General features: G+C 41.9%; 12 protein-coding genes and 1 pseudogene. 3 read left to right on the plus strand and 10 right to left on the minus strand.

Annotated elements, in window-relative coordinates; translation table 11 throughout:
- Positions 1-12 precede the first annotated feature (12 nt).
- Entirely contained in the window at positions 13-2,010 is a 1,998-nt protein-coding gene (locus KSX81_RS10670) for a PL29 family lyase N-terminal domain-containing protein (protein WP_004298314.1), read from the plus strand.
- A gap of 137 nt (positions 2,011-2,147) precedes the next feature.
- Here KSX81_RS10670 and KSX81_RS10675 read toward each other — a convergent pair.
- Positions 2,148-2,364, minus strand: a pseudogene (locus KSX81_RS10675) (AAA family ATPase); the annotation flags it as partial.
- A gap of 147 nt (positions 2,365-2,511) precedes the next feature.
- On the opposite strand from KSX81_RS10675, the gene KSX81_RS10680 reads away from it, so the two are divergent.
- Together KSX81_RS10680 and cysS are read left to right on the plus strand one after the other, a co-directional pair.
- Positions 2,512-3,324 (plus strand): Cof-type HAD-IIB family hydrolase, encoded by an 813-nt coding sequence (locus tag KSX81_RS10680; RefSeq protein WP_004298316.1) that lies wholly within the window; start codon positions 2,512-2,514, stop codon positions 3,322-3,324.
- A gap of 231 nt (positions 3,325-3,555) precedes the next feature.
- The gene (gene cysS / locus KSX81_RS10685; protein ID WP_004298317.1) at positions 3,556-5,037 is read left to right on the plus strand and encodes a cysteine--tRNA ligase; all 1,482 of its coding nucleotides are present in this window, start codon (positions 3,556-3,558) and stop codon (positions 5,035-5,037) included.
- Positions 5,038-5,403: 366 nt separating this feature from the next.
- Here cysS and KSX81_RS10690 read toward each other — a convergent pair whose 3' ends face one another.
- From KSX81_RS10690 to KSX81_RS10730, 9 genes are all read right to left on the minus strand, one after another.
- Positions 5,404-6,762: a transposase gene (locus KSX81_RS10690; protein ID WP_217726205.1), complete on the minus strand. Its 1,359-nt coding sequence runs from the start codon at positions 6,760-6,762 to the stop codon at positions 5,404-5,406.
- 135 nt (positions 6,763-6,897) lie between these two features.
- Positions 6,898-9,759, minus strand: a complete 2,862-nt coding sequence (locus KSX81_RS10695) for a chondroitinase family polysaccharide lyase (RefSeq protein WP_004298318.1) — start codon at positions 9,757-9,759, stop codon at positions 6,898-6,900.
- Positions 9,760-9,872: 113 nt separating this feature from the next.
- Positions 9,873-11,423: a sulfatase gene (locus tag KSX81_RS10700; protein ID WP_004298319.1), complete on the minus strand. Its 1,551-nt coding sequence runs from the start codon at positions 11,421-11,423 to the stop codon at positions 9,873-9,875.
- 151 nt (positions 11,424-11,574) lie between these two features.
- Positions 11,575-12,777: a glycoside hydrolase family 88 protein gene (locus tag KSX81_RS10705; RefSeq protein WP_004298320.1), complete on the minus strand. Its 1,203-nt coding sequence runs from the start codon at positions 12,775-12,777 to the stop codon at positions 11,575-11,577.
- Positions 12,778-13,059: 282 nt separating this feature from the next.
- A complete protein-coding gene (locus KSX81_RS10710) occupies positions 13,060-14,868 on the minus strand; it encodes a glycoside hydrolase family 2 protein (RefSeq protein WP_004298322.1) in 1,809 nt (602 codons plus the stop codon).
- 39 nt (positions 14,869-14,907) lie between these two features.
- Positions 14,908-15,984, minus strand: coding sequence for a metallophosphoesterase (locus KSX81_RS10715; protein WP_004298323.1), 1,077 nt, complete (start codon positions 15,982-15,984; stop codon positions 14,908-14,910).
- Between the two features lie 3 nt (positions 15,985-15,987).
- Positions 15,988-17,073, minus strand: coding sequence for a family 43 glycosylhydrolase (locus KSX81_RS10720; protein ID WP_004307466.1), 1,086 nt, complete (start codon positions 17,071-17,073; stop codon positions 15,988-15,990).
- Positions 17,074-17,099: 26 nt separating this feature from the next.
- On the minus strand, positions 17,100-18,929 hold the full coding sequence (locus KSX81_RS10725; RefSeq protein ID WP_217725838.1) for a RagB/SusD family nutrient uptake outer membrane protein: 1,830 nt from the start codon (positions 18,927-18,929) through the stop codon (positions 17,100-17,102).
- Between the two features lie 23 nt (positions 18,930-18,952).
- Complete coding sequence (locus KSX81_RS10730) at positions 18,953-22,453, minus strand: TonB-dependent receptor (RefSeq protein WP_217725837.1); 3,501 nt, start codon at positions 22,451-22,453, stop codon at positions 18,953-18,955.
- Between the last annotated feature and the right edge of the window lie 6 nt (positions 22,454-22,459).

The raw sequence follows: 22,459 nt of genomic DNA on the forward strand, positions 1-22,459 counted from the left end.
AACAATATAATCATGAAAAAAGTATGGAGTATGTTCATGTTATTGGCTGTATGCCTGGTAGCATGTACCAACATTGACGATTTGGAAGATGATGTAGACGCACTGAAAAAGCGCGTTACCGCACTCGAAACACAAGTACGTGATATAAATAGTAATACTGAAGCTCTTCGCGAACTTTATAATGAAGGAACATTTATTACTAATATAGAGGAAAAGTCTGATTCCTACACACTCACTTTGAGCAATGGAAAGACAGTAAATCTATATATGAAAAACGATAATAACCTGTTATGCCCTATTATCGGTATTGATTCAGAAGGCTACTGGACTGTTCTTTACAACAAAAATGAAACTCCGGAGCGTCTGACTGTAAACGGACAACCTGTGAAAGCTAATGGAGAGAGTGGCAAGACTCCTACATTCAATGTAGATAGTGAAGGTTACTGGCAGGTTAGCTATGACGGAGGAAAGAATTATAGTTATATATACAAAGAAGGAACTAACGACAAAGTCAGCGCAACCGGTGACGGTTCTGCTCCGACAGAAGACAAAAACTTCAAGAGTGTAACAGTAGAAAACAACGAACTGGTCTTAGTACTTGCAGGTGAAGATGCTCCAACCATACGTATCCCTATCGTTCGTGATTTCGAATGTAGTTTTGCAGCCGAAGATTTAAAACAAGTACAGGAGTTTTCGGCAGGTGAAGTGAAAGAGTTTACCATGACCGTGAGAGGAGTAGAAAATACAATGATTACTGCTCCCGAAGGCTGGAGTGCTAAATTCTCTAAGGAAGCTGGAAAAGAAAATGTATTGGTTGTTACTGCTCCTGCATCAAGCGCAAAGATGATGACTCGTGCAACAGCTGATAACAGTACTGATATTGCGGTATTGGCAACAAGTGGAAAGTATGCTATGATTGCAAAGATTCAGGTTAGTATCAAGAATCGTACGGATTATAAGGCTGATTTTGATAATGGTAAAGACATTACTATCGGCGGCATCACCATCAACAACCAAATTTATTCAGATGCTGACATACAAATATTGGATGCAACAGATGCCGATGTAGCACTTGATACTTACTTTAGTGCCACAATGAGTAAACCAGTTATACTGTTCCTCACAGGTACAGCACACAATTTTACCACAGCCGGAGTAAAATCAATCAGTAATGATGTTATTATCATCGGTCAATATGATGACGAGCAAGTAACACTTCGTCCTGCTAATTGCTGGAAATCATGCAAAGGAAAGCTACTTTTTAAGAATATAAAAATAGATTTAAGTGATCTCAATGGAGGTAGCAATGCAGGTTACTTCATAAACAATGCAGGTATTACCAACAGTGGAGACTTCACTGACATATGCTTTGACAACTGTCTGATTGCGAATGTCTTGAAACCAATTTATTACGATGCAGCACAAAAGGGATATTTTGGTATAAATAACATTTCTGTTCAAGACACTCGTATTGAAGTTAATGCTATAAAAATTGCCTTGATAAATATATATAAAGGTTTCAATTTAGGAGATTATAAAACTTTCAACTTCAAGAACAATATTGTGTATAGCCAGACACCTCAAGAAGGCGTACAAATATTAAATTGGGCTGCAGGCAATACTCCTCAATCAGATGGTGTACTTTCTGCCGAAATTCTAAATAATACTTTTGTCAACATGGTAGGTAGCAATATATTCTTCAGATACCAAAAAGGAACATCATTGACTATAAGCAAGAATATCTTTGACGTAAGTCCAGAAGCAGAATTCGGCTCCTACTATTATTCTTTCTTAGAAAGTTGCACGCCTCAAATAGATGTAACCGATAATATCGTATATGGCTTAACCAAAAATTGGAATTATTATCATACAGGTTCTCAAGTTAAAGAACCAGCAAGCAGTAATAACATAACCAAGCACGCAACAGCTCCTATTACTCAATATGATTATGTAAATGGAATATTTACATTAGCTAGCGATGTAGCCGGTTATGGAGCAACAATTGAATAAAACTCTTTTACCAGTTTAATAATAAAAGCCGCATAACGAAAGTTATGCGGCTTTTATCTATCTAAATGTCATATCATCAATCAAGAAATCAGAAACAGGAGAAGCTACTACATCCTAAAAAATACGGGTCTGGTTCAAAAAGAAAGCCCCTGCATCTGATACATGACAGCGCGAGGACTCGAATATATCTAATACAGATGAACCTGTAAAAACAATATCCAACTTTGAATGATAATCGTAAATCAAATTAAGCTCTTTCGACCAATCTTTATTTTTATAAATTTCATCAATAAACAAGTACTTGCCTCCCATCTTTACAAAAGCATCTGCCAAGTCGAACAAACGATGGCAGGCTTAGATACGATTATTTGCACTATAATAGTGCAAATAACAAAACAAATTGCACTTTCACAGTGCAATTTCAGCTAAAACCACATCTTTTCCCCCACCACCTTGCAGAAAAACTTTTTTAATTTATCTTTGCATCCAAAACAACCCTACATGAAATACAAACTTATCGTGCTCGATCTTGACGGCACACTCACCAACTCTAAAAAGGAAATCACTCCCCGCAACAGGGAAACTCTGATACGTATGCAAGAGCAAGGAATACGACTGGTATTAGCTTCCGGTCGACCTACTTATGGTATTGTGCCATTAGCTAATGAGTTACGTATGAATGAATTCGGTGGATTCATCCTGTCCTATAACGGAGGAGAAATCATTAATTGGGAAACACAAGAGATGGTATATGAAAATGTGTTGCCTAATGAAGTTGTTCCAGTGCTCTACGAATGTGCCCGTACCCATCAACTAAGTATATTAACCTATGACGGAGCAGAGATAATAACCGAAAACTCTCAAGATCCATACGTATTAAAAGAGGCCTTTCTCAATAAAATGGCAGTTCGGGAGACAAATGACTTCCTGACAGACATCACGCTTCCCGTAGCCAAATGCCTCATCGTAGGAGATTCCGATAAACTGATTCCACTTGAAGCCGAACTTTGTCTCCGGCTGCAAGGTCGCATTAATGTTTTCCGTTCAGAACCCTATTTTCTCGAATTAGTCCCGCAAGGTATCGACAAGGCTCTTTCTTTGGCCGTCCTGTTAAAAGAAATAGGAGTAGCACGTGAAGAAGTTATAGCCATAGGTGATGGCTATAATGACCTATCCATGATTAAGTTTGCAGGATTGGGGATTGCCATGGGAAATGCTCAAGAACCTATAAAAAAAGCAGCAGATTACATCACCCTGAGTAACGAAGAGGACGGTGTAGCAGAAGCAATCAATAAGTTTTGCAATCAACAATAGCCAAACATCTACTGACATGCCGGCAGAGTTTTAGTTTCTCGGTGAGAAACCTTTGGTTTCAAGGAATGAAACTATTGGTTCCTCGGTGTGAAACTGTTAGTTTCATACCGGGAAACAAATCAAATTACCGGTAAAAACGATCCGACACTTAAAATCAACCGATTAAAGATAGGGCGCATATTCAGATTTTATACTAACTTTGCGGTTCCAATAAAACAAATATAAAATGTTATGGAACATCAACTTACCATTTACAACACCTTAGATAGAAAGAAAGAGTTGTTTGTACCGCTTCATGCACCTCATGTAGGCATGTATGTGTGCGGACCGACTGTTTACGGAGATGCCCATTTAGGACACGCCCGTCCGGCTATAACCTTCGATGTGTTATTCCGCTATCTCACCCACCTAGGATATAAAGTACGCTACGTACGAAATATTACCGACGTAGGTCATCTGGAACACGATGCCGATGACGGAGAAGACAAGATTGCCAAGAAAGCACGTCTGGAAGAGTTGGAACCAATGGAGGTTGTTCAATATTTCCTGAACCGCTATCATAAAGCAATGGAAGCGTTGAATGTACTTTCTCCAAGCATTGAGCCACATGCTTCAGGACATATCATTGAACAAATCCAACTGGTACAGAAGATTTTGGATGCCGGATATGCCTATGAAAGCGAAGGCTCCGTCTACTTCGATGTAGCCAAATACAATAAAGATTACCACTACGGAAAACTTTCCGGACGTAATCTGGACGACGTATTAAATACCACCCGTGACCTCGACGGACAAAGCGAAAAACGCAATCCCGCCGACTTCGCCCTTTGGAAAAAGGCACAACCTGAACATATCATGCGCTGGCCGTCTCCATGGAGCGACGGTTTCCCCGGATGGCACGCCGAATGTACCGCTATGGGACGTAAATACCTGGGTGAACACTTCGATATTCACGGAGGAGGAATGGACTTGATTTTCCCTCACCACGAATGTGAAATCGCACAATCGGTAGCTTCACAAGGCGATGACATGGTTCACTACTGGATGCACAACAACATGATTACCATCAACGGAACCAAGATGGGTAAATCACTTGGCAACTTCATCACTCTGGACGAATTCTTCACCGGTACTCATAAGCTGCTGGCGCAAGCCTATACACCAATGACAATCCGTTTCTTCATCCTGCAAGCTCATTACCGCAGCACGGTAGACTTTAGCAATGAAGCACTGCAAGCATCCGAAAAAGGCCTGCAGCGTCTGATGGAAGCCATTGACGCATTGGATAAGATAACTCCCTCATCGACAACTTCAGAGGGAATCAACGTGAAAGAACTGCGCGCTAAATGCTACGAAGCAATGAATGACGACTTGAATACACCGATTGTCATCGCACAGCTTTTCGAAGGCGCCCGCATTATAAACAATATCATTGCCGGTAATGCCACCATCTCCGCCGAAGACCTGAAAGACCTGAAAGAAACATTTCATCTGTTCAGTTTCGACATCATGGGATTGAAAGAAGAAAAAGGCTCTTCAGATGGTCGTGAAGCAGCTTACGGCAAGGTAGTAGATATGTTACTGGAACAACGTATGAAAGCGAAAGCCAACAAAGACTGGGCTACTTCCGACGAAATCCGCAACACACTGACAGCACTCGGATTTGAAATCAAAGATACCAAAGACGGTTTCGAATGGAGACTGAATAAATAACAAGAAAAGAAAGTGCCCAACGCACCGTATAACTGCAGAGAAGACCGGCTCAACACGAACCGGTCTTCTCTTTTTTCATAGAAACATGATAACTAATACCCTCTCTTTAAATTCTTATTTTCTCTTATCTTATTCACTAATTAGGGATATTCAGTAAATGTTCCTCTTTCTAAAAAATCAAGAGAAAAGCTTTGCTTTACGTGAGCTTTTCTCTTGATTTTTTCGTTCAACTCTCCCAGTCTTCTATCTTTTTTGTACAATATTGTTTACATATTCTTGTTTTTTCCTTCCCACCCTTGCATTATGTACATGTCTTTTTTAGGGGAAGTTAAAACCTCTCCTGTTTTTCCTGTTATTTTAGTCAGATTATGCTGCCTTTCTTTTTTTCTTTTCGACCTTTTCTATCATACATACCGCATTGGCTGTATGTATCCCAAAGAAAATCCAAAGTACTTCCGTTTTCCTGTTTCTAGCTTTTATCCTGGCCAGTGAGTAATGTTGTTTCTGCGTTCCAAAACTTCCTTCCAGGCGGGTAGCTCTTTCACGGCTGAGTTCCGACCGTAAGATTTTCCGAAGCGGCTCATCTTTGGCAGCTCTGCCCTTACGCTTAAAGGAAGTACTTATATGATATTTTGTACAAAATTTCCGGTTGGCATTATTGGCATAGATTGAATCCGCCGCAAGCGCCTTAACCCTGACCCCGGTCAGTTGTTGTTGCAGATGAATACAGTCTTTCAAACGTACTCCTTCGTTAAAAGCCTTAAAGGAGATATGTTCTATAAAGGAGATTCCGTCTATCTGTATATTGTTGACTTTGGCTCCGAATTCAACGGATTTGGTTTCCTTGCCTCTGATAATGGGACGAAGGTAATGCCGGTCGATACTCACGATACGGTTGGACACTTTTTTGCCTGCAAATAAATTTTTCCCTTGCTCAAGGACTGTCTGTATGACCGAGAAACGTCTTTGGTAATCAGAGGATAGTGTAAGCCTGTTCCTGTAGGATGAATGAAGCTGCTCCAGCTGGTCAAGTAACTTTTCCAATAACTGAAGTAACCTTCGTGTAATCATACGAGTCTGTGATTTCTTGCGTTTACGCAGTTTGCTATAAGCAAGATAGGCACGGCGTACATCAAGATACTTGTTACGGGGACGTTGTATGTGCAAGGTCTGGCAATGTTTGCACAGATGACGATGAAGCCATACAATACCTTCCCATAAGAGTTTGGTATCAGTAGGAAAGCGCAGATGACTTTCATAACAGGTGGCATCGGTCATACAGACATGAAGGTTCTCAAGATAAGGTTTCCAATGCTCGGCAAGAATGAGCTGGAGGGACTCAATATCAAGGCGATCCGCTAGTTCCTGACGAATTGCACTGACGATTTTAGGATTGGTCAGTGGATGAAGCGGATCAATCTGAATACCACAAAATAACTGGTAATGAATATTACCGTTTAAATGCTCAATCAGTTGTGCATCGGAAAAGTTGGTATAGGACTTCAAGACCATCAAGGCTATTTTACCTTCGGGAGAAAAATAACTTTTACGCCCCAAAGGAGAGGACTTCAAATGCATTTGTCGGGCCAGTTCCGAGAAAGGGAACAGAGAATGGAGTCGACCTAATTCACTCGTTGCAAAACTTTGACGATATTTTTTAAGCATATCGAACTCGGTAAAACCTAAACAAGGTTCGATTTCTGAGATTTTTTGTATCTTTACCATGTGTTTTTATTTTTAATTCCCCCCGTTTTGGCCGTCAAACCGTTTTTGGGGGGGAATGCTTAAAGATACAAAAAAGGCAACTAACTCGCAATGAATTAGTTGCCTTAAATTTTATTATTTTAGGAATATCCCTAATTATTTATTTTCCATGAGCATTTCAACCGGCTGTCCATGCTGACAAGTTACCGTCAGTACGGTCTGATCTCCCTGCTGTTCCAACCGGACATTTTCCATCGGACTTGTCAATGTCCAATGCCCTTTAAGCCGTATCTCCTTAGTAATAGGACGACTGGGTTCTTTCGTTGTATACGTCTTCTCTTCTATATTCAGATTCGGATCACAGACGCTTAAACGGATCCCCTTATCAGATTCTTTTGCATACATCACCATTGTTTCCGCAGGAATAGCCACGAACACTTTATCAGTGGCAGGCTGATAAGCTTCAAAAGCAGCATACGCCGTGATACCAGTCTTTTTATCATAAACAACGTGAGCTGTCTGATCCCGTTGCAACACCTCGTATGCAGGAGTTTTGCGCAGTTCGTCGAGATCGGAAGCAGAAGGCTGTATCAATACCATATATTCATAAGTCCCCTCTTTCGGCGCCTTGCCATGTTCTATCCAGGCAGAAGAAAATTTTCCCTTAGTAACTTCACGCGTCTTTTCGTGCCGTGATTCCTGTTCTGCCACCTGTGCGCGAACGGTTCCGTCCACTACATGATAATAATTGTCATAACCATCATGAAGCCAATAGTTATCCTCTCCTACTTTGGGCTCCTTACCATTATATTTTGTCTGGAAAAGAGTCGTTTCCGTAGGATAATCCGCATTGGAGTTCGAAATACCTGTTCCCAGGCAAACCATCCGGTTATCAAAACAGAATACGGATTTACGGGCCACAAAGTCTGGTGTGAAATTCTCATAATCCCGTTCTGCCAATTTCATAGCGAACATTCCATTTTTACCATCTAAAGAACTGCTTCCGGAGAAATTCTCTTTGGAGCGTGCCATAGTCGTTCCTTTCAATGGGCTATCAAGCAAATCGAAAGGCAAATGAATGGTAGTTGTACCCGGCAAACGGTTCCAGTCCCATCCCTCCTGCACAAAACCGCTTCCGGCACGTGACACGGGATTTCCTTTCCCCATAATCTGCACGGAGCCATAACTCTGATAACGTCCGTAACGGTTATCTTTCGTATAAATTTCAGAACCCCATACGTCAGTGGTATATCCTTTCAATGTCACCATCCAATCTGCACGACGGAAAATGCCTGCCGAACCATAGTTGTAAACGAAGAATCCCTGTGGAGCCTGTGCCGGTTGAATACCTTCCTTCTTGAAGAAACGCGCATTCGGAGTATCACTATTGCGTATCAGACGTAAATAGTCAGCAGCCAGACCACGATCAAACGTATTTCCCTGACCGGACAAATCGCCGGATAAAGCGATATTGGCAAATGCTTCGATATCATCGCTTCCCATCTTCCCTCCAAAAGGATGACGGCCACTGATTCCGATGCCCCATTCATAGAAATTGCAATAATTGCGCATAGCAATAAAGGCTGATTTCATGTGTTTGCGCGCATCTTCTGTCAGTTCAAAGCTTGTACCATTGGTAAATGCAATATATTCTCCTACAGTCGCAAGTACTCCAGTGGTATATCCCGGATAGAAACCGCCATGATGGAAAGTCGTACCGTCTACCTTTATACCACCGATCGTTCCCGGAGTATAACGCAAAGAAGAAGATAGCCAACGTGACAAACCACTCAACGCTTGCGCCTGTTCTCTTGCATCGGGAAACATCATAGCGGAAATAAATTTCGCCATCAATAACGTGTGCCAGGAATCCAACAATTCGTCACGTGTTGGAGAGCATGGCTGACGAGTTTCTTGCAGAGCCGCCCAAAAACGCAATGTGGAGAGATAAGCATCCCGATGAGGATGTTTATAGATAGCATCACGCATCAGCCAGGCAGTTGTATATATCTTACGTACCTGATAACCATAATGATGATTGGTACCCATACCGCTACCGTATGCAAATCCCTGATCGATAGCATAGTCGAATACAGTAAAGTAGTTTTTCTTTGATGTTTCGTTCTGGTTATAATAAGCATCATAGGCAAAGCCGGAAAGCATCGTTTCAATATCGTTCCATGACATTTCTCCTTTCTTCTTGTCCTGTTCATCAGGAGCAACAATAGGAGTTCCTATAAATCCCGTTCCGGCGATGGATGGACTGATAGCCGCTTTCTCAAATGTTTTATAGCCAGCATTAATCGGTCCTTGCGGAGCCTTTTTCACTTCCAGAAAGTCAGTCAAACGTTGTTCGATAGTCTTCAATTCTTTCTTTTGTTCGCTTGACAATTTAGAAGGCAGAGGGATATCATACGACTGTTGTTCCCATTTCCACACGAGACACCAATGCCATAGGTCACGATTAGACAATCCATTATTGGCAGGCAACTGCTGGTCGGGAGTAGTACGAAGATTCATTTTCTTTTCGGGGAAAGTCAAACGATCAAGAAAGATACGTCCTTTCCGTTGCGGGGCAACCAGTCGATAGGCTACGATTTTCTTATCTTTCTTATCTCCTTGCATATACTCAAAAGAGATCCAACAAGCCCGCCAACCTGCTGCCTGTAAACGATAAGAGAACCAATAAGAGACTTCTCCTGCCTTATTCAGAAACTCAAAACGAATAGAATCCTGCTGCGGTTTCTCATTATAAATCCACAAGGTAATGCCGAATTGCTTCTCATTTCTCGCATTCAACGATAAAGGAGCAATTTGAATGTCCAGCGTAGAACCAAGCTGAAAGTCCCATTCCAGACTACTTTCACCCTCCTTGTAAAAAAGAGAAGAGATTTTCACTTCTCCCTTTCCGGAAACTGTAAATGCTTCGGGCACTTCTTCTTCAAATCCGATGAGTTGAGCGAAAGCTGAAGGAATGATTCCCAAAAGGAATAATACTATAAAACAACTGTTTTTCATTACTATTTTCAATTTAAACGCGGATGCGGATTAACACCTATTATTGTCGCAGAGATTTACTCCTAAAATTGGCACTTATTTGCGTTAATCAGCGTTTTATAAATTACTAATCGCTAATAAGGAATCCGATCCGACAGAATCTTTTCCGTATACCAAGGATCGTTAATCTCCTTCAACATAGCTCCCATTTCACCGCAAAGTTGTGCCACAATCTCCTTATTTTCTTCCAAAGGCAGGTTATGCAGTTGATATGGATCTTTTACATCATCGAATAAGAGGCTTTTCTTCAATTGCTTCGTATCACGGTCGATATATAACGCCAATGTATATTGAGCCGTCTTGATACCTCTTGAAGAAGGGAAGTAAGTCTGCACCAATCCATTTTCATCTTTATCACCATCTACATTCTGAATATACAGTGCACCTGTAGGACGAACAATTTCAGCCTTTTCATCGAAGAAAAGAGGAGCGAAATTACGTCCCTGCACTTCCGCCGGAATAGAATCACCCAATCCGCACAAGCCAAGCACCGTAGGCATAATATCAGGAGCGGAGAGCAATAAATCATCTACCCTCGGCTGAATCTTACCGGGAAAACGAACCAGGAACGGAATATTCATGGATTCAGAATAAGGGGAATTCTTCGGATCATCAGTGCGCTGGCTACACATCGTCTCACCATGATCGGAAGCAAAGATTACGACTGTATTCTTATCCAATCCCAATTCTTTCAATGTCGTCAAAATCTGTCCGAAAGCACGGTCTACTCCGGTAACGGAAGCGAAATAATAACGTGCAGACTCCGCTTTCTTCATCTTCAAATCGACATTCGGACGAATCAACAGACTATCCAGAGGCTGATCTTTATAAAGATTAAAATCCTGCTCTTCACAGTCATTCAAGGAGCGATACGGGCTGTGAGGAGGATTCATGCCCACCATTATGAAGAAAGGTTTCTTGGTATCACGTACGTTACCGTCATTTTTCAGATAAGAAATGACTTTGCCTGATTCGTGCAAAGGTGACCATTCCTTCGGATCGTGTCTCTTACCATCCGTATCCCAATAATGCGGGTTCTTGTGTTCGTCAAATGTTCCGTAAGAATACCAGTAGTTAAAGCCGTGCCGGCGTTCTTTCGGTGTATAGGCATCCCATGCCGGACGTTTTTCTTCCACATACTGTCCCGGATGTTCGGGATCGTTCGGAGTCGGGAAGTCAGCGTGAAGTTTACCAAAATAAGCACAGTCATAACCTGCTTTGCTGAACACATCGCCGATACATTCCGCATCCTCGCGCAAGGAGCTGATCGGACGTGTAGAGTTGCAATTCAATGGTACACCACTTTTGTTCGGGTACATACCGGTCAGTAACATTCCACGATGAGGGCTGCTCAACGGGCAGTTACTCTGTGCAGACGACAAGACCATAGATTCACGTGCAAAGGCATCCAGATTAGGAGTATGCACGGGGTCTCCTTCAAAGTTTACTTTATCCCGGAATCCGTCCTGCCTCCAGAAGCCCATCGCCTGGTTACGGTATTGATCGGGAAATACATAGATTATATTAGGATGCTCCGCTTGTTGGGACGCTTGTTTCGGAGCCTTGCAACCTTGTGCGGCAAAGAGCGTCAAGCCTCCTACAAGAAGGTTTATAGGTTTATTCATGATAGTTTATGATAAATAATTAAAACAGGTAAATGACAAACGGTCAATAGAAAGTTATAGATAATAAGTAGCGAATGATAAACGGTAAACATGTTCCGTCAGAATCCGCTAAGCATTCACCGTTCACTGTTTACCGTTCATTGTCTATTTCTTATTTCTTTTCCAAATCTCTTTTACGCATCAGTCCTTCCAGGAAGTAATAGTCAGCATAGTTCAGAGGAACGTCAATTTCCTGACCGTGAGGAATACTGCCAACCGAATGCATCAGGATAAAGTTTCCATTTGTTCCAACTTCTGCGCGATAAGCAGGTGAGCCCAAACTTTCCATTATCTTATCAGCCGTTTCCTTGTAGTGGTTGCCCGGCAGATAGCCATCCAGTTCGTAAAGGGCAGAGGCTGTACAAGCTGCTGCAGAAGCATCACGCGGTTCGTTCGGAATATTCGGAGCATCATAATCCCAGTATGGTACGAGGTCTTCCGGCAGGTTCTTATTATTAAAGATGAAGTTATAGACTTTTTGTGCCTGGTCGAGATATTTCTTATCTTTGGTATAGCGATAGCAGGTAGTATATCCATACAGAGCCCATGCTTGTCCGCGAGCCCAAGCCGATTCGTCGGCATATCCTTGTGCAGTTTGTCTCTTACGCACTTCTCCTGTCTCCGGATCGTAATCTACCACATGGTAGCAGCTGTTGTCCGGACGGAAGTGGTGAGCCATTGTTGTATCAGCATGTTTCACTGCAATATTGTAGAAAGTAGAATCTCCGGAAAGAGCTGTTGCTTCAAATAAGAGTTCGAGATTCATCATATTATCAATAATCACCGGACATTTCCATCCCCGTGTTCCCTGCCAACCTTTATCGGCATCCCATGACTGGATAACGCCTGCATTCGGACGAAAACGAGTGGACAATGATTTGGCAGCTTCTATAATGACGTCTTTGTACTCTTTCTTATCTGCCATGCGATAGCCGTTCAAATAACTGCAACCGATCATGAAACCTACATCATGATGCCATTTCAGATATTTCACAGAATCAAGAGCTTCTGTATATTTCTCAGCCAGCGGCAACCATTTCTTATCACCCGTCAGATTATAAGTCAACCATATACTACCGGGAAAGAAACCGGAGCACCAGTCTTCCATCGGTATGTAAGAGATACTCCCATCTTCGTTGATTGTTCTCGGATTCAAGATTTTACCGGACTTCTCAATAATGTCCGTCTGGATTGTGTTCTGTGCCACAGCGTTGTCGATGTTGTCCTGAATAAAGTCTACTTCAACCTTTTTTTGTCCACCGCAACTCGTAAAGATCAATAGGGAAAGTCCTAATGCGCTAAGAATTGTTTTCATAATACAGGGATTATTTGTTAAGTGATTAATTTTCCTGATGGCAAAAGTAGTGCATTTAAATAGAATTGACCGACCTAAATAATCCAAATGAAGGACAATTTTGGTACATTTCACTGAAAAATGAAGGAATGGATAGAATTATATATTCAAAAAAAACAGAGTCCAGATACAAAGAAAGTATCTGAATTCTGTTTTCTCAATTATATAATATTGCAAACTATATCTATAATTCGAATGGCTACAGATGAGTTTTTTGTTCAGCCAAATAGCTAATCCGGCTTCTTACTTTAAACTTTCACAAATTTCCGTATTTGCCCTCTTCAATTTCTGTTCATCCAGTTTTATTACTTTGCGGTCGTATGTCATCAATCCGTTCACTTCGATCTCAACATCTGTAGTCTGTGTATAAACAGCAGCCGAGAATCCGCGTGCAATCATATCCTTCAGCATATTAGCATACTTCAGATACTCATCAGTAGCTTCTTTGGAAGTACTAAACTGAACATACCCCCAATTACGATTCGGCTCCCAAAGATGCTCCTTCAGCACTAAACCAATTCCTCCATACTCTCCGAGTACAGTTGCACGCTGTGCGTCATATAAATACATCTCCGGACCGGGATAATTATGCAAATCGAGCATATCACCACAGGTATAATGATTACCTCCACTGGCAGGATTCACTAAACGGGAAGGATCATATTGCTTTGTCCATTCTGCTATTTCAGGGGTTTTAAACTGCCCCCAAGCCTCATTGAAAGGTACCCATGTGCCAATACAAGGATAAGAGTAAAGGCAGTCGATAATTTCTTTCCATTCTTTACGATAAATAGCCTCTGATTCAGCAGACCGTTTAAATTCTGTTCCCTCAAAATACTTCCGATTCTGCCACTCGGGATTCTTATCACCACTCGGCATGTCCTGCCACACAATAACCCCTAAACGATCACAATACGTATACCAACGGGCAGGCTCTACTTTTATATGTTTGCGAATCATATTATATCCAAAATCTTTTGTCTTTTGAATATCATATACTAAGGCCTCATCCGAAGGTGCCGTATACAAGCCATCCGGCCACCAGCCCTGATCTAAAAGACCAAATTGAAACAAGTCCTTATTATTCAATTGTAGACGTACAATTCCATTTTTATCGCGTTTCGTTGAATATTTACGCATGGCAGTATAGCTCTTAACCTTATCGATCAACTTATTTTCTGAATACAGACAAATTTCCATATCATATAAAAACGGAGAATCCGGTGACCACCACTTTACATCAGACGGCATAGCAATTTCAACCGGAATACCATTTACGGAACTTCCTACAGCCACCAACTGCTTTCCTTCTAATACCTTCACCTCCAATTTATCTGAAAGCATCTGATGATCTGTCATAACCTCTACTGTCAACTTATTCCTGTCAATATCAGGAGTCGTTTTGATATTGCCAATCGACCGGATTGGCACAGGTTCTAGCCAAACTGTTTGCCAAATACCACTGACAGGAGTATACCAGATACCTCCCGGCTTACTAACCTGTTTTCCTCTAGGTTGAGGACCTTTATCAGTCGGGTCCCACACTTTCACGATCAATTCATTTTCCCCATTCAGCAAGGCAGGCGTGATATCAAAAGAAAAAGGAGTAAATCCTCCTGTATGTTGTCCCACCTTTACCTTATTTACCCAAACATCCGCTTTCCAGTCAACAGCCCCAAAATGCAATAAGATCCTATGTCCTTTCCATTTGGAGGGAACCGAGAATTGACGCTGATACCAAAGTTCATTCTTCTCCCCAAGACTTTTCCCCACTCCGGACAAGCTTGATTCTACAGCAAAAGGAACTAAAATCCGACCATCATAACTTTGTGGCATAGCTTGACCTACCGGAGAAATAGCATAATTCCACAATCCGTTCAGATTTATCCAGTCAGCACGTTCCATAATTGGGCGGGGATATTCGGGCAACACGTTTTCAACATCTATTTTCGCCGCCCATTCCGTCATAATTCGACCGCCAACCGGTTTCCACTGTGCAAATAGATAAACACTATTAATAAGTATCACTAAAGAACATACAATTTTTCTCATCTACATTATTTCTATTAAGAGTATTTTTACTAGGTCAAGTTATTCCAATATAATATCAAACTGATCGTACGGTGCCGTACGATGCGCCAAATGCTTAGTCAATTTTGAAATCCCAAACAAGGGAGAATAAGTACGTACTTTGATCGTTTTACCATCCGGCATAAATTCCAGAATGCGAAGCCAACCATCCCCTCCGTTCCCTTCCGGACCGCCTCCTACATATTGTACATTAAACGTCATTTGTGATACATCTTTCCCGGCACTGTTCTTATCCACCCGATAAGCCACATTATTCTCATATTCACCGGTGCCTCTTCCCACATGTCCGCAAAGTACGAGACGGATATTGGAAGAAGGATAAATAAGTTTCTCCCAAATAGCCTGCCCCGAGTTTTGTGGAGAAATCTTATACCCATCTTTCGTAACACGCTTATTACCTATATCAAGATAAGAATGAGTGATAAAAATCACCTTATGATTCTTGTATTTCGGCTTGTTTACCAAATCTTTCGCCCATTGCAAAACTTCATCACGAGGCACAAACTCTACTGCTATAACCAAAATCTTTCCCCATCCCGGCTCATCAAACTCAAAAGCCGAATTCTCTAAAGACGCCCTGCCTTCACGATTAGGAAATTCACTGACACAGATATTCCGCCAGGTAGAATTTCGTTCAAAAGGAATATAATCAGGAAAATAAGTACGACCGTTTTCTGCGGCTTTGTATCCATAATCATGATTGCCTGCGGCAATAATATAAGGTACTTTGTTATCCAGTCTTTTCAAAGCCTGCGATGCTGCCTCCCACATTTCACGACTGGTCTGGTTCAGCATCTTACGGTTTAATACATTATTATCATTCTGCTCCACCAAATCGCCTGTACAAAGGACAGCTTTAATTTTAAGCGACTCTATATTGTCCGCAATCCATGCGGTACAAAGATCAAAAAGCGGCTGGTTAATATCATACTTGGTATATCCCTGTGGATCACCGAGCAAAATCATAGAAAAGGATTCCGGATTGACCAATTTCTGGGGATCAGCCCGATGCTGCGCCGGGAGACAAGTGACAGAAGCACACAATATCCCGGCCAATAAATAGTTGAATAGTTTCATAGATTACTCTTTTTCTTCTTCGTTTTTAAATACAGGTGCACGAGATACGGATGCCGGTGTGCCATTAGTAATATAAGGCCAGCCATCACTGCTCCATTGTATGCGGTCACACATCAATTGACGACCATTATCTATTTTCGCTTTCTGCCAGGCATGATAGAAGAACCAGTCATTACCCTCGTCATCCGTGATAATTTCGGAATTGTGTCCGGTTCCGGCAAACAGGTTATTACCCTGTAGAATTACTTCATTATAACTACTATTTTCTTTCATCACAGTACCGTTTTTACCCACATAAGGACCTTCGATATTTTTAGAACGCCCCACCACTACACGGTACGTACTTCTTTCCTCTTCACAACAACTACCCGTAGAGCCAAATAGATAATAATAATTCCCGCGTTTATGAACCATGATGCCTTCTATTGAAGGACCCGCTATCTTTTCGGAAACAGCCCCTTTAATGGATAGACCGTCAGCACTTAACTCTACATAACGGATACCTCCTTCATAGCCTTTAGAAGTACTATTATAACTTCCCCAGAAAAGATACTTCTTACCATTATCTTCAAAATAACAAGGGTCGATGCACTGCATAGTACCAGAATTGTAGTCAAGAAGTTTTCCGTGATCCGTAAAAGGTCCTACAGGAGAGTCGCTGACCGCCACCCCGATACAACTATTCTTAGGCAAGTCCCAGTGCCCGAGAGTATAATAGAGCACATATTTGCCATTGATATAGTTAATGTCCGGAGCCCATAAGCGAGTGTCCGGCTGCCAGTTCGGTTTTTGCAGAAAGGCTGCCCCAGCATAAGTCCACTGTGTCATATTAGTAGATTTGTAAATCGGAATATAGATATTATCCTGTTGGGTAACATACAAATAAAAGTTCCCGTCTGCCGCATGAATTATAGTCGGATCAGGCAACTGTTTGCCGACTATAGGATTGGAGAATGAAACAGGGTTAGGTGTACTCCCCCCACCCCCATTTCCATTACCGTTACCCGGCCCATCCGGTTGTTCGTCAGAGCCACCGGAACATGCCATGATACACAATGCTGTCGCAATTAAAAAAGATAATTTTTTCATATATACTTTATTAGTTAAAACTAAGATTAATTTATCCAACCTTCATTCTGTTCCAAATTCGAGTTCATTTCCATTTCTTTAGCAGGAATAGGCCAGCTCCAGCACTGATCTCCCAACCAGTACCAGGTATAAGTCGTTTCACCCCACATCTGCATCAGACCGTTACGATTATTATCAAACTTCTTATCTTTCCACGTTCCCCAACGCAATTCATGGAAATACATGGAATCTTCGCCACCGATTTCCCAGTAATACTCATTCCGGATACGTTCACGCAAATCACTCTGCCCGTTAACTTTCGTAGCAGGATAAGTTGCATTATTCAATTCGACATGCCCTGCACGACGTCTTACTTCATTAACACATCTGATTGCTTCGCTTTCATGGGTACTTCCCCATTCATTTAGCGCTTCTGCTTTCAGGAGCAATACTTCCGCATAGCGTATTAATGGAATATCCAATCCATAAGTATCACGTTCTGTCTGTTCCAGACCTTCAGGTACAAACTTTCTCCATAGATAGTAAAACTTATCGTTTGTATCAGTACGGATATCAAAAGGCTCTGCACTGTCGGAGCCACGATAAGGCCAACGCAATGTATAAGTATGAGCTATTCCAGAAGAAGCACCATTGTATTGTGCGTAAGGGGTAATGACAGCCATTTGCAGACGTGGATCACGGCTCTCGTAAGCTTTTTTGATACGTGCTTCATTGCCACTATCCAGATATTTGCTCATATCGGCCCCATAGGCAGTCATACGTTCCTTTTCTGCCGCGGACAGTCCGTCACGTAGAAAAAATACCACACGTTCTTTTTCTTTCATCGTACTATAGCCCGGCAAGTAGTTATCCCAATTAAATTTTTCTCCGGTCGCCGTTTCAAAGGATTCTACAAAATGCGGATTAGGCAAATAGTTATTCCACATAGAACCTGCTGTACAACGGTTGCCGTAAGTGATGTTCCTTGTATTGGAGTAGCCGTATTGCTTGATGCATTGCACAGAGAATATCATTTCTTCACATTGTTCATTTGCTATTTTCAACAACTGCTTATAACTGGTAGCACCGGCCTTAGTATATAACCCGAAGCCACAGTCAGCCACAGAATTAAAATCATCAACCGCCGCCTCCCAATTCTTCTGCCACATATATACTTGTCCGCGTAATGCATAAGCAGCTCCTTTGGTTACCCGTCCATAGTTAGAGTCACCCGAATTATATTTACCCGGTAGATTGGGTTCATTCACACAATCTGTCAGATCCTGGAGTATAGCCGCCCAAACATCCGCTTCTGAAGAACGGGCTTTGTTACCGTTTTCAGGACTCGTGATTGCATTCATATATAACGGCACTCCTTTATACAAGATATTCAAGCGCATATAAGCAAATGCACGCAAGAATTTACATTCGGCGATAGCCCGTTGCTTCTCTCCGGTCGACATATCAGGAACCTGACCAATATTATCTATCACATCATTAGCACGATAGATAAAAGTATAAAAACGTTTATAAATATCACTGAACAGGCCACTTGAGGGAGTAGCTGCTCCTGTACAATTAGGCATTCGCTTAATCCAGTTCTTGTCTGTATCCATCACAGAAGAATAAGCATCCCATGGAATCCGGTGCGAATCCAAAATGCCGGAGTTAGGACAATATTGATCCAGAAAGACATTATATACGCCGATAACAGCCTGTTCGGCCAAAGTTGCTTTCGTCCAGATACTACTACCGCTTATGTTATTGGTAGGAGTAGTATCTAAAAAGTCCGCACCGCATCCAGCCATAAAGAAAGACAGCAAGGCAATAGATGCACATCTTACTAATTTCCGAAATATTTTTATTTTGTTTTTCATCATAAAATCGTTTTAGAGTAAGTTTAGAAAGTGATATTTACACCGAATGCATATTGTCTCATAGTAGAATATCCCACTGCGGTACGCATTTCCGGATCCATTCCTTCATACCCGGTAATGGTAAATAAATTTTCACCGGAAGCAAAGAAACGGATATTCTGTGCATATACTTTTTTCGACAGGACAGCAGGCAATGTATATCCGATAGTCAGGTTCTTCAGTTTAATATAATCCCCTTTTTGCAAATGTACTGATGACTGTGTCATACCACTTTGGTCGTTACCGGAGTTATTTGTCAAACGAGGATTCTTTGAACTCAAGTTCGTGCGCGGATCATTGGGATTTTTGGGATCAAAGAAATAGTGATCGTTTGCTATTGCTTCCCCGATAGCATATCCTTTGATGGTAGCACTGCTGTTCAATGCCAAACGATAGTAGTAAATCTTGAAACCTGCCGCACCGGACCAGTTCATGGAGAAATCGAAGCCTTTCCAATTAGCGCTTGCCTGCAGACCGAAGTTATACTTGGGCACATTGGAGCATCCCTGAAACTCATTATCAGCGTCATTACCATATACACCGTCGCCATTTAAGTCAGCATAGATGTAATCACCATACCAAATGCCACTCTTACTGACGTTCTGACGCGGATAGAACTTATACCCTGCCCCTACCATAGCATTCAGCCATTTCATGTCGTCTACTGTACGGATCATTCCGTCTCTCGGACCACCGTTGATATTGACTGTTCCATCTGCGTTAAAACCGTTTCCACTGCCTTTATATGGTTGCAACATATAGTATTCATTAATCATTTTACCCTCTATTACACGGGTAGATCCTCCGGTAGAGACATCGCCGATATTGGTTTGATAAACACGGTTCCCGTTTTCATCTGTCACCCAGCCACGCTGCAACTCTCCTTTGTATTTACTGACCTTGTTCTGGTTATAGGCAAAGTTACCGGATACACGATATTCTACTTTACCGATACGGTCTTGCCAATTCAGGGTCATTTCAATACCGCGGTTAGTCACTTCCGCAATGTTCTGACGAGGGCCACTGGCTGTCCCGAGAGACATATACATATCAGGGCGATATAAGATTCCATCCGTTACTTTATTATAAAATTCAGCCTCAAACGTCAGACGGTTTCTTAAAGTTGCAAAGTCGATACCAATATTCGTAATGGCAGTACTTTCCCACTCCAACAGGTTGTTGGAAATAGAAGTAATTGCCAAACCATTATTAAGGCTACCTCCAAACGCGTACTTTGCCGAGTTGTACACAGCCTGCCATTCATAGTTACCAATCGCATTGTTCCCTAACTTACCCCACGAAGCACGTAATTTCAGGTTGTCGATAGGAAGTCCTTTCATAAATTTCTCTTCACTGATTCTCCATCCGGCAGAGAAAGATGGAAAAAGTCCCCAGCGATTATCCGGAGCAAAACGGGAGGAACCGTCATAACGCATATTAACCTCGAATAAATAACGGCTGTCGAAAGCATAGTTAATACGACCGAAGTAAGAACGGGATGTAAATTCTTCACCTGTACCACTTATGGAAGAAGGAGTAGTAGCTGAACTTGGATCACCCACAGACGAATCTATTAATCCAAGTTTTGCAGTGTCGGTAGTCCGTTTGGCAAAACGTTCTTCTTCAAAACCCAGCAACATACCAATATCATGTTTGTGGAAAGTCTGGTTATAATTGAGCAAGTGCGTTAATTTCCAGTGGTTCTCACGGACATACGCCATACGGGTATACAAATCGGCAGGATCTTTGGGGGCAGCTATCCACTGATCTGTACTAAAACTATATTTCCCATAATCCGTATTTACGGACATCGATTCATAACGGTAATCTTTATAGTTCAGATTAACATCGTATGAAAAGTGTTTCAGAAACTTCACGTTGGCATAGAAAGTAGTAAAGAACTGCGTGTTTTTGATATGCCCTTCCGATTGTGCCATGTCCCACAGAGGATTGTGAGATTGCGGATCTTCCTCGTTCGCTTCCGGCGCACCATATTTTCCGTCATAATATGGATATACGCCCGGTATCATCTTTTGAGTATTAATATTGGTGAGTGAACCGGTATCGCTTTTCTTCTGGTCAGTGTGATACCCCCATACGCGAGTACCAATACGTAACCACTTAGTAATATCCGAATAAACATTGGCACGCAAAAAATAGCGTTGGTATCCGGTATCCTTGATTAATCCCGGATTGTCAGTATAAGATATAGAAAGATTATATCCGGTACGTCCCTCCTGTCCAGTGACGGAAAGCGAATGTTTCATCATCCAGTCGTTACTATATATCTCATCGTACCAATCTGTATTAGGATAAGCTACATAATTAGGATAGCCGGAAGCCGAAATGCCATTCGGATCTTTTTCCGCCTCACGCCATTGATTGATGGTAATGTCGCTGAAAGGAGCAGATTCTCCTATATTAGTAGCAGCTTCGTTCATCAATTCCATATACTTGGCGTAGTTAGATACCGTTTTTATCAGTTTGGTAGGTTGATTCAGTGAAAAAGTAGCATTGTAGGACACGCTGACCTTTCCTGTTTGTCCGGTTTTGGTAGTAACCAGAATAACCCCATTTGCCCCTCGGTTACCATAAATAGCACACGAGGCCGCATCTTTCAGGATGGAAATAGAAGCAATATCGTTGGGATCTACATTATTCAGACTTTGTTCCATCCCATCCACCAACACGAGTGGTGAAGAACTGTTCAGGGTACCTACTCCCCGAATATTGAAAGAAAAGCCTTCATTATATGGAGTCCCGGAGCTTTGCATCACCTGCAAACCGGCTGTCATACCGCTCAACGCCTGCGAAGCACTGACCAAAGGACGGGAAAGTGATTCCTTTTCCAAATTTACCGTAGCAACCGAACCGGTCAGGTTCACCTTCTTTTGCGTGCCATAACCAACCACTACTACTTCTGAAAGCATTTTCACATTCTCTCCCATTACAATGTTGAATGTCGTCTTGCCGGGCGACAATGAAATTTCCTGCGTGTCAAAACCGATATAAGACACTTGCAATTTCTTAGCGTCCTCCGGTATTTCCAGTTCAAATTTCCCTTCCATATTACTCACCGCGCCAATATTAGTACCGGGAATTGATACCGATACTCCAATTAACAATTCATCATTGACATCGCTGATGACACCATTGATACGCCGTTTCTTATCCGATTTCTGAACGACAGGGCGGGTGATAATAATATGATTATCTTTTATTTTATAAATCAACTCCTGCCCTTTCAGAATCTGATCCAGTGCCTTGCTTATCGGTTGATTATCTACCTTTACAGTTACCTTACGGGTCAGGTCCACATCATTTTTCTCATATACTAAGGATACATTTCCTTTGACCTCCAACTCCCGGAACGCTTTGCGCACCGTTACGTCCTGCAAATGTAAGGTCACCTGTTGTGCATGAACCGACAGTGGAAGAACTGCAGCTAATAGCACGAAGAACATGCATTTGATGATTTTACTCATTGATTT

Origin of the sequence: Bacteroides sp. MSK.18.37, from assembly GCF_019129155.2 — a bacterium.
GTDB lineage: Bacteria > Bacteroidota > Bacteroidia > Bacteroidales > Bacteroidaceae > Bacteroides > Bacteroides ovatus.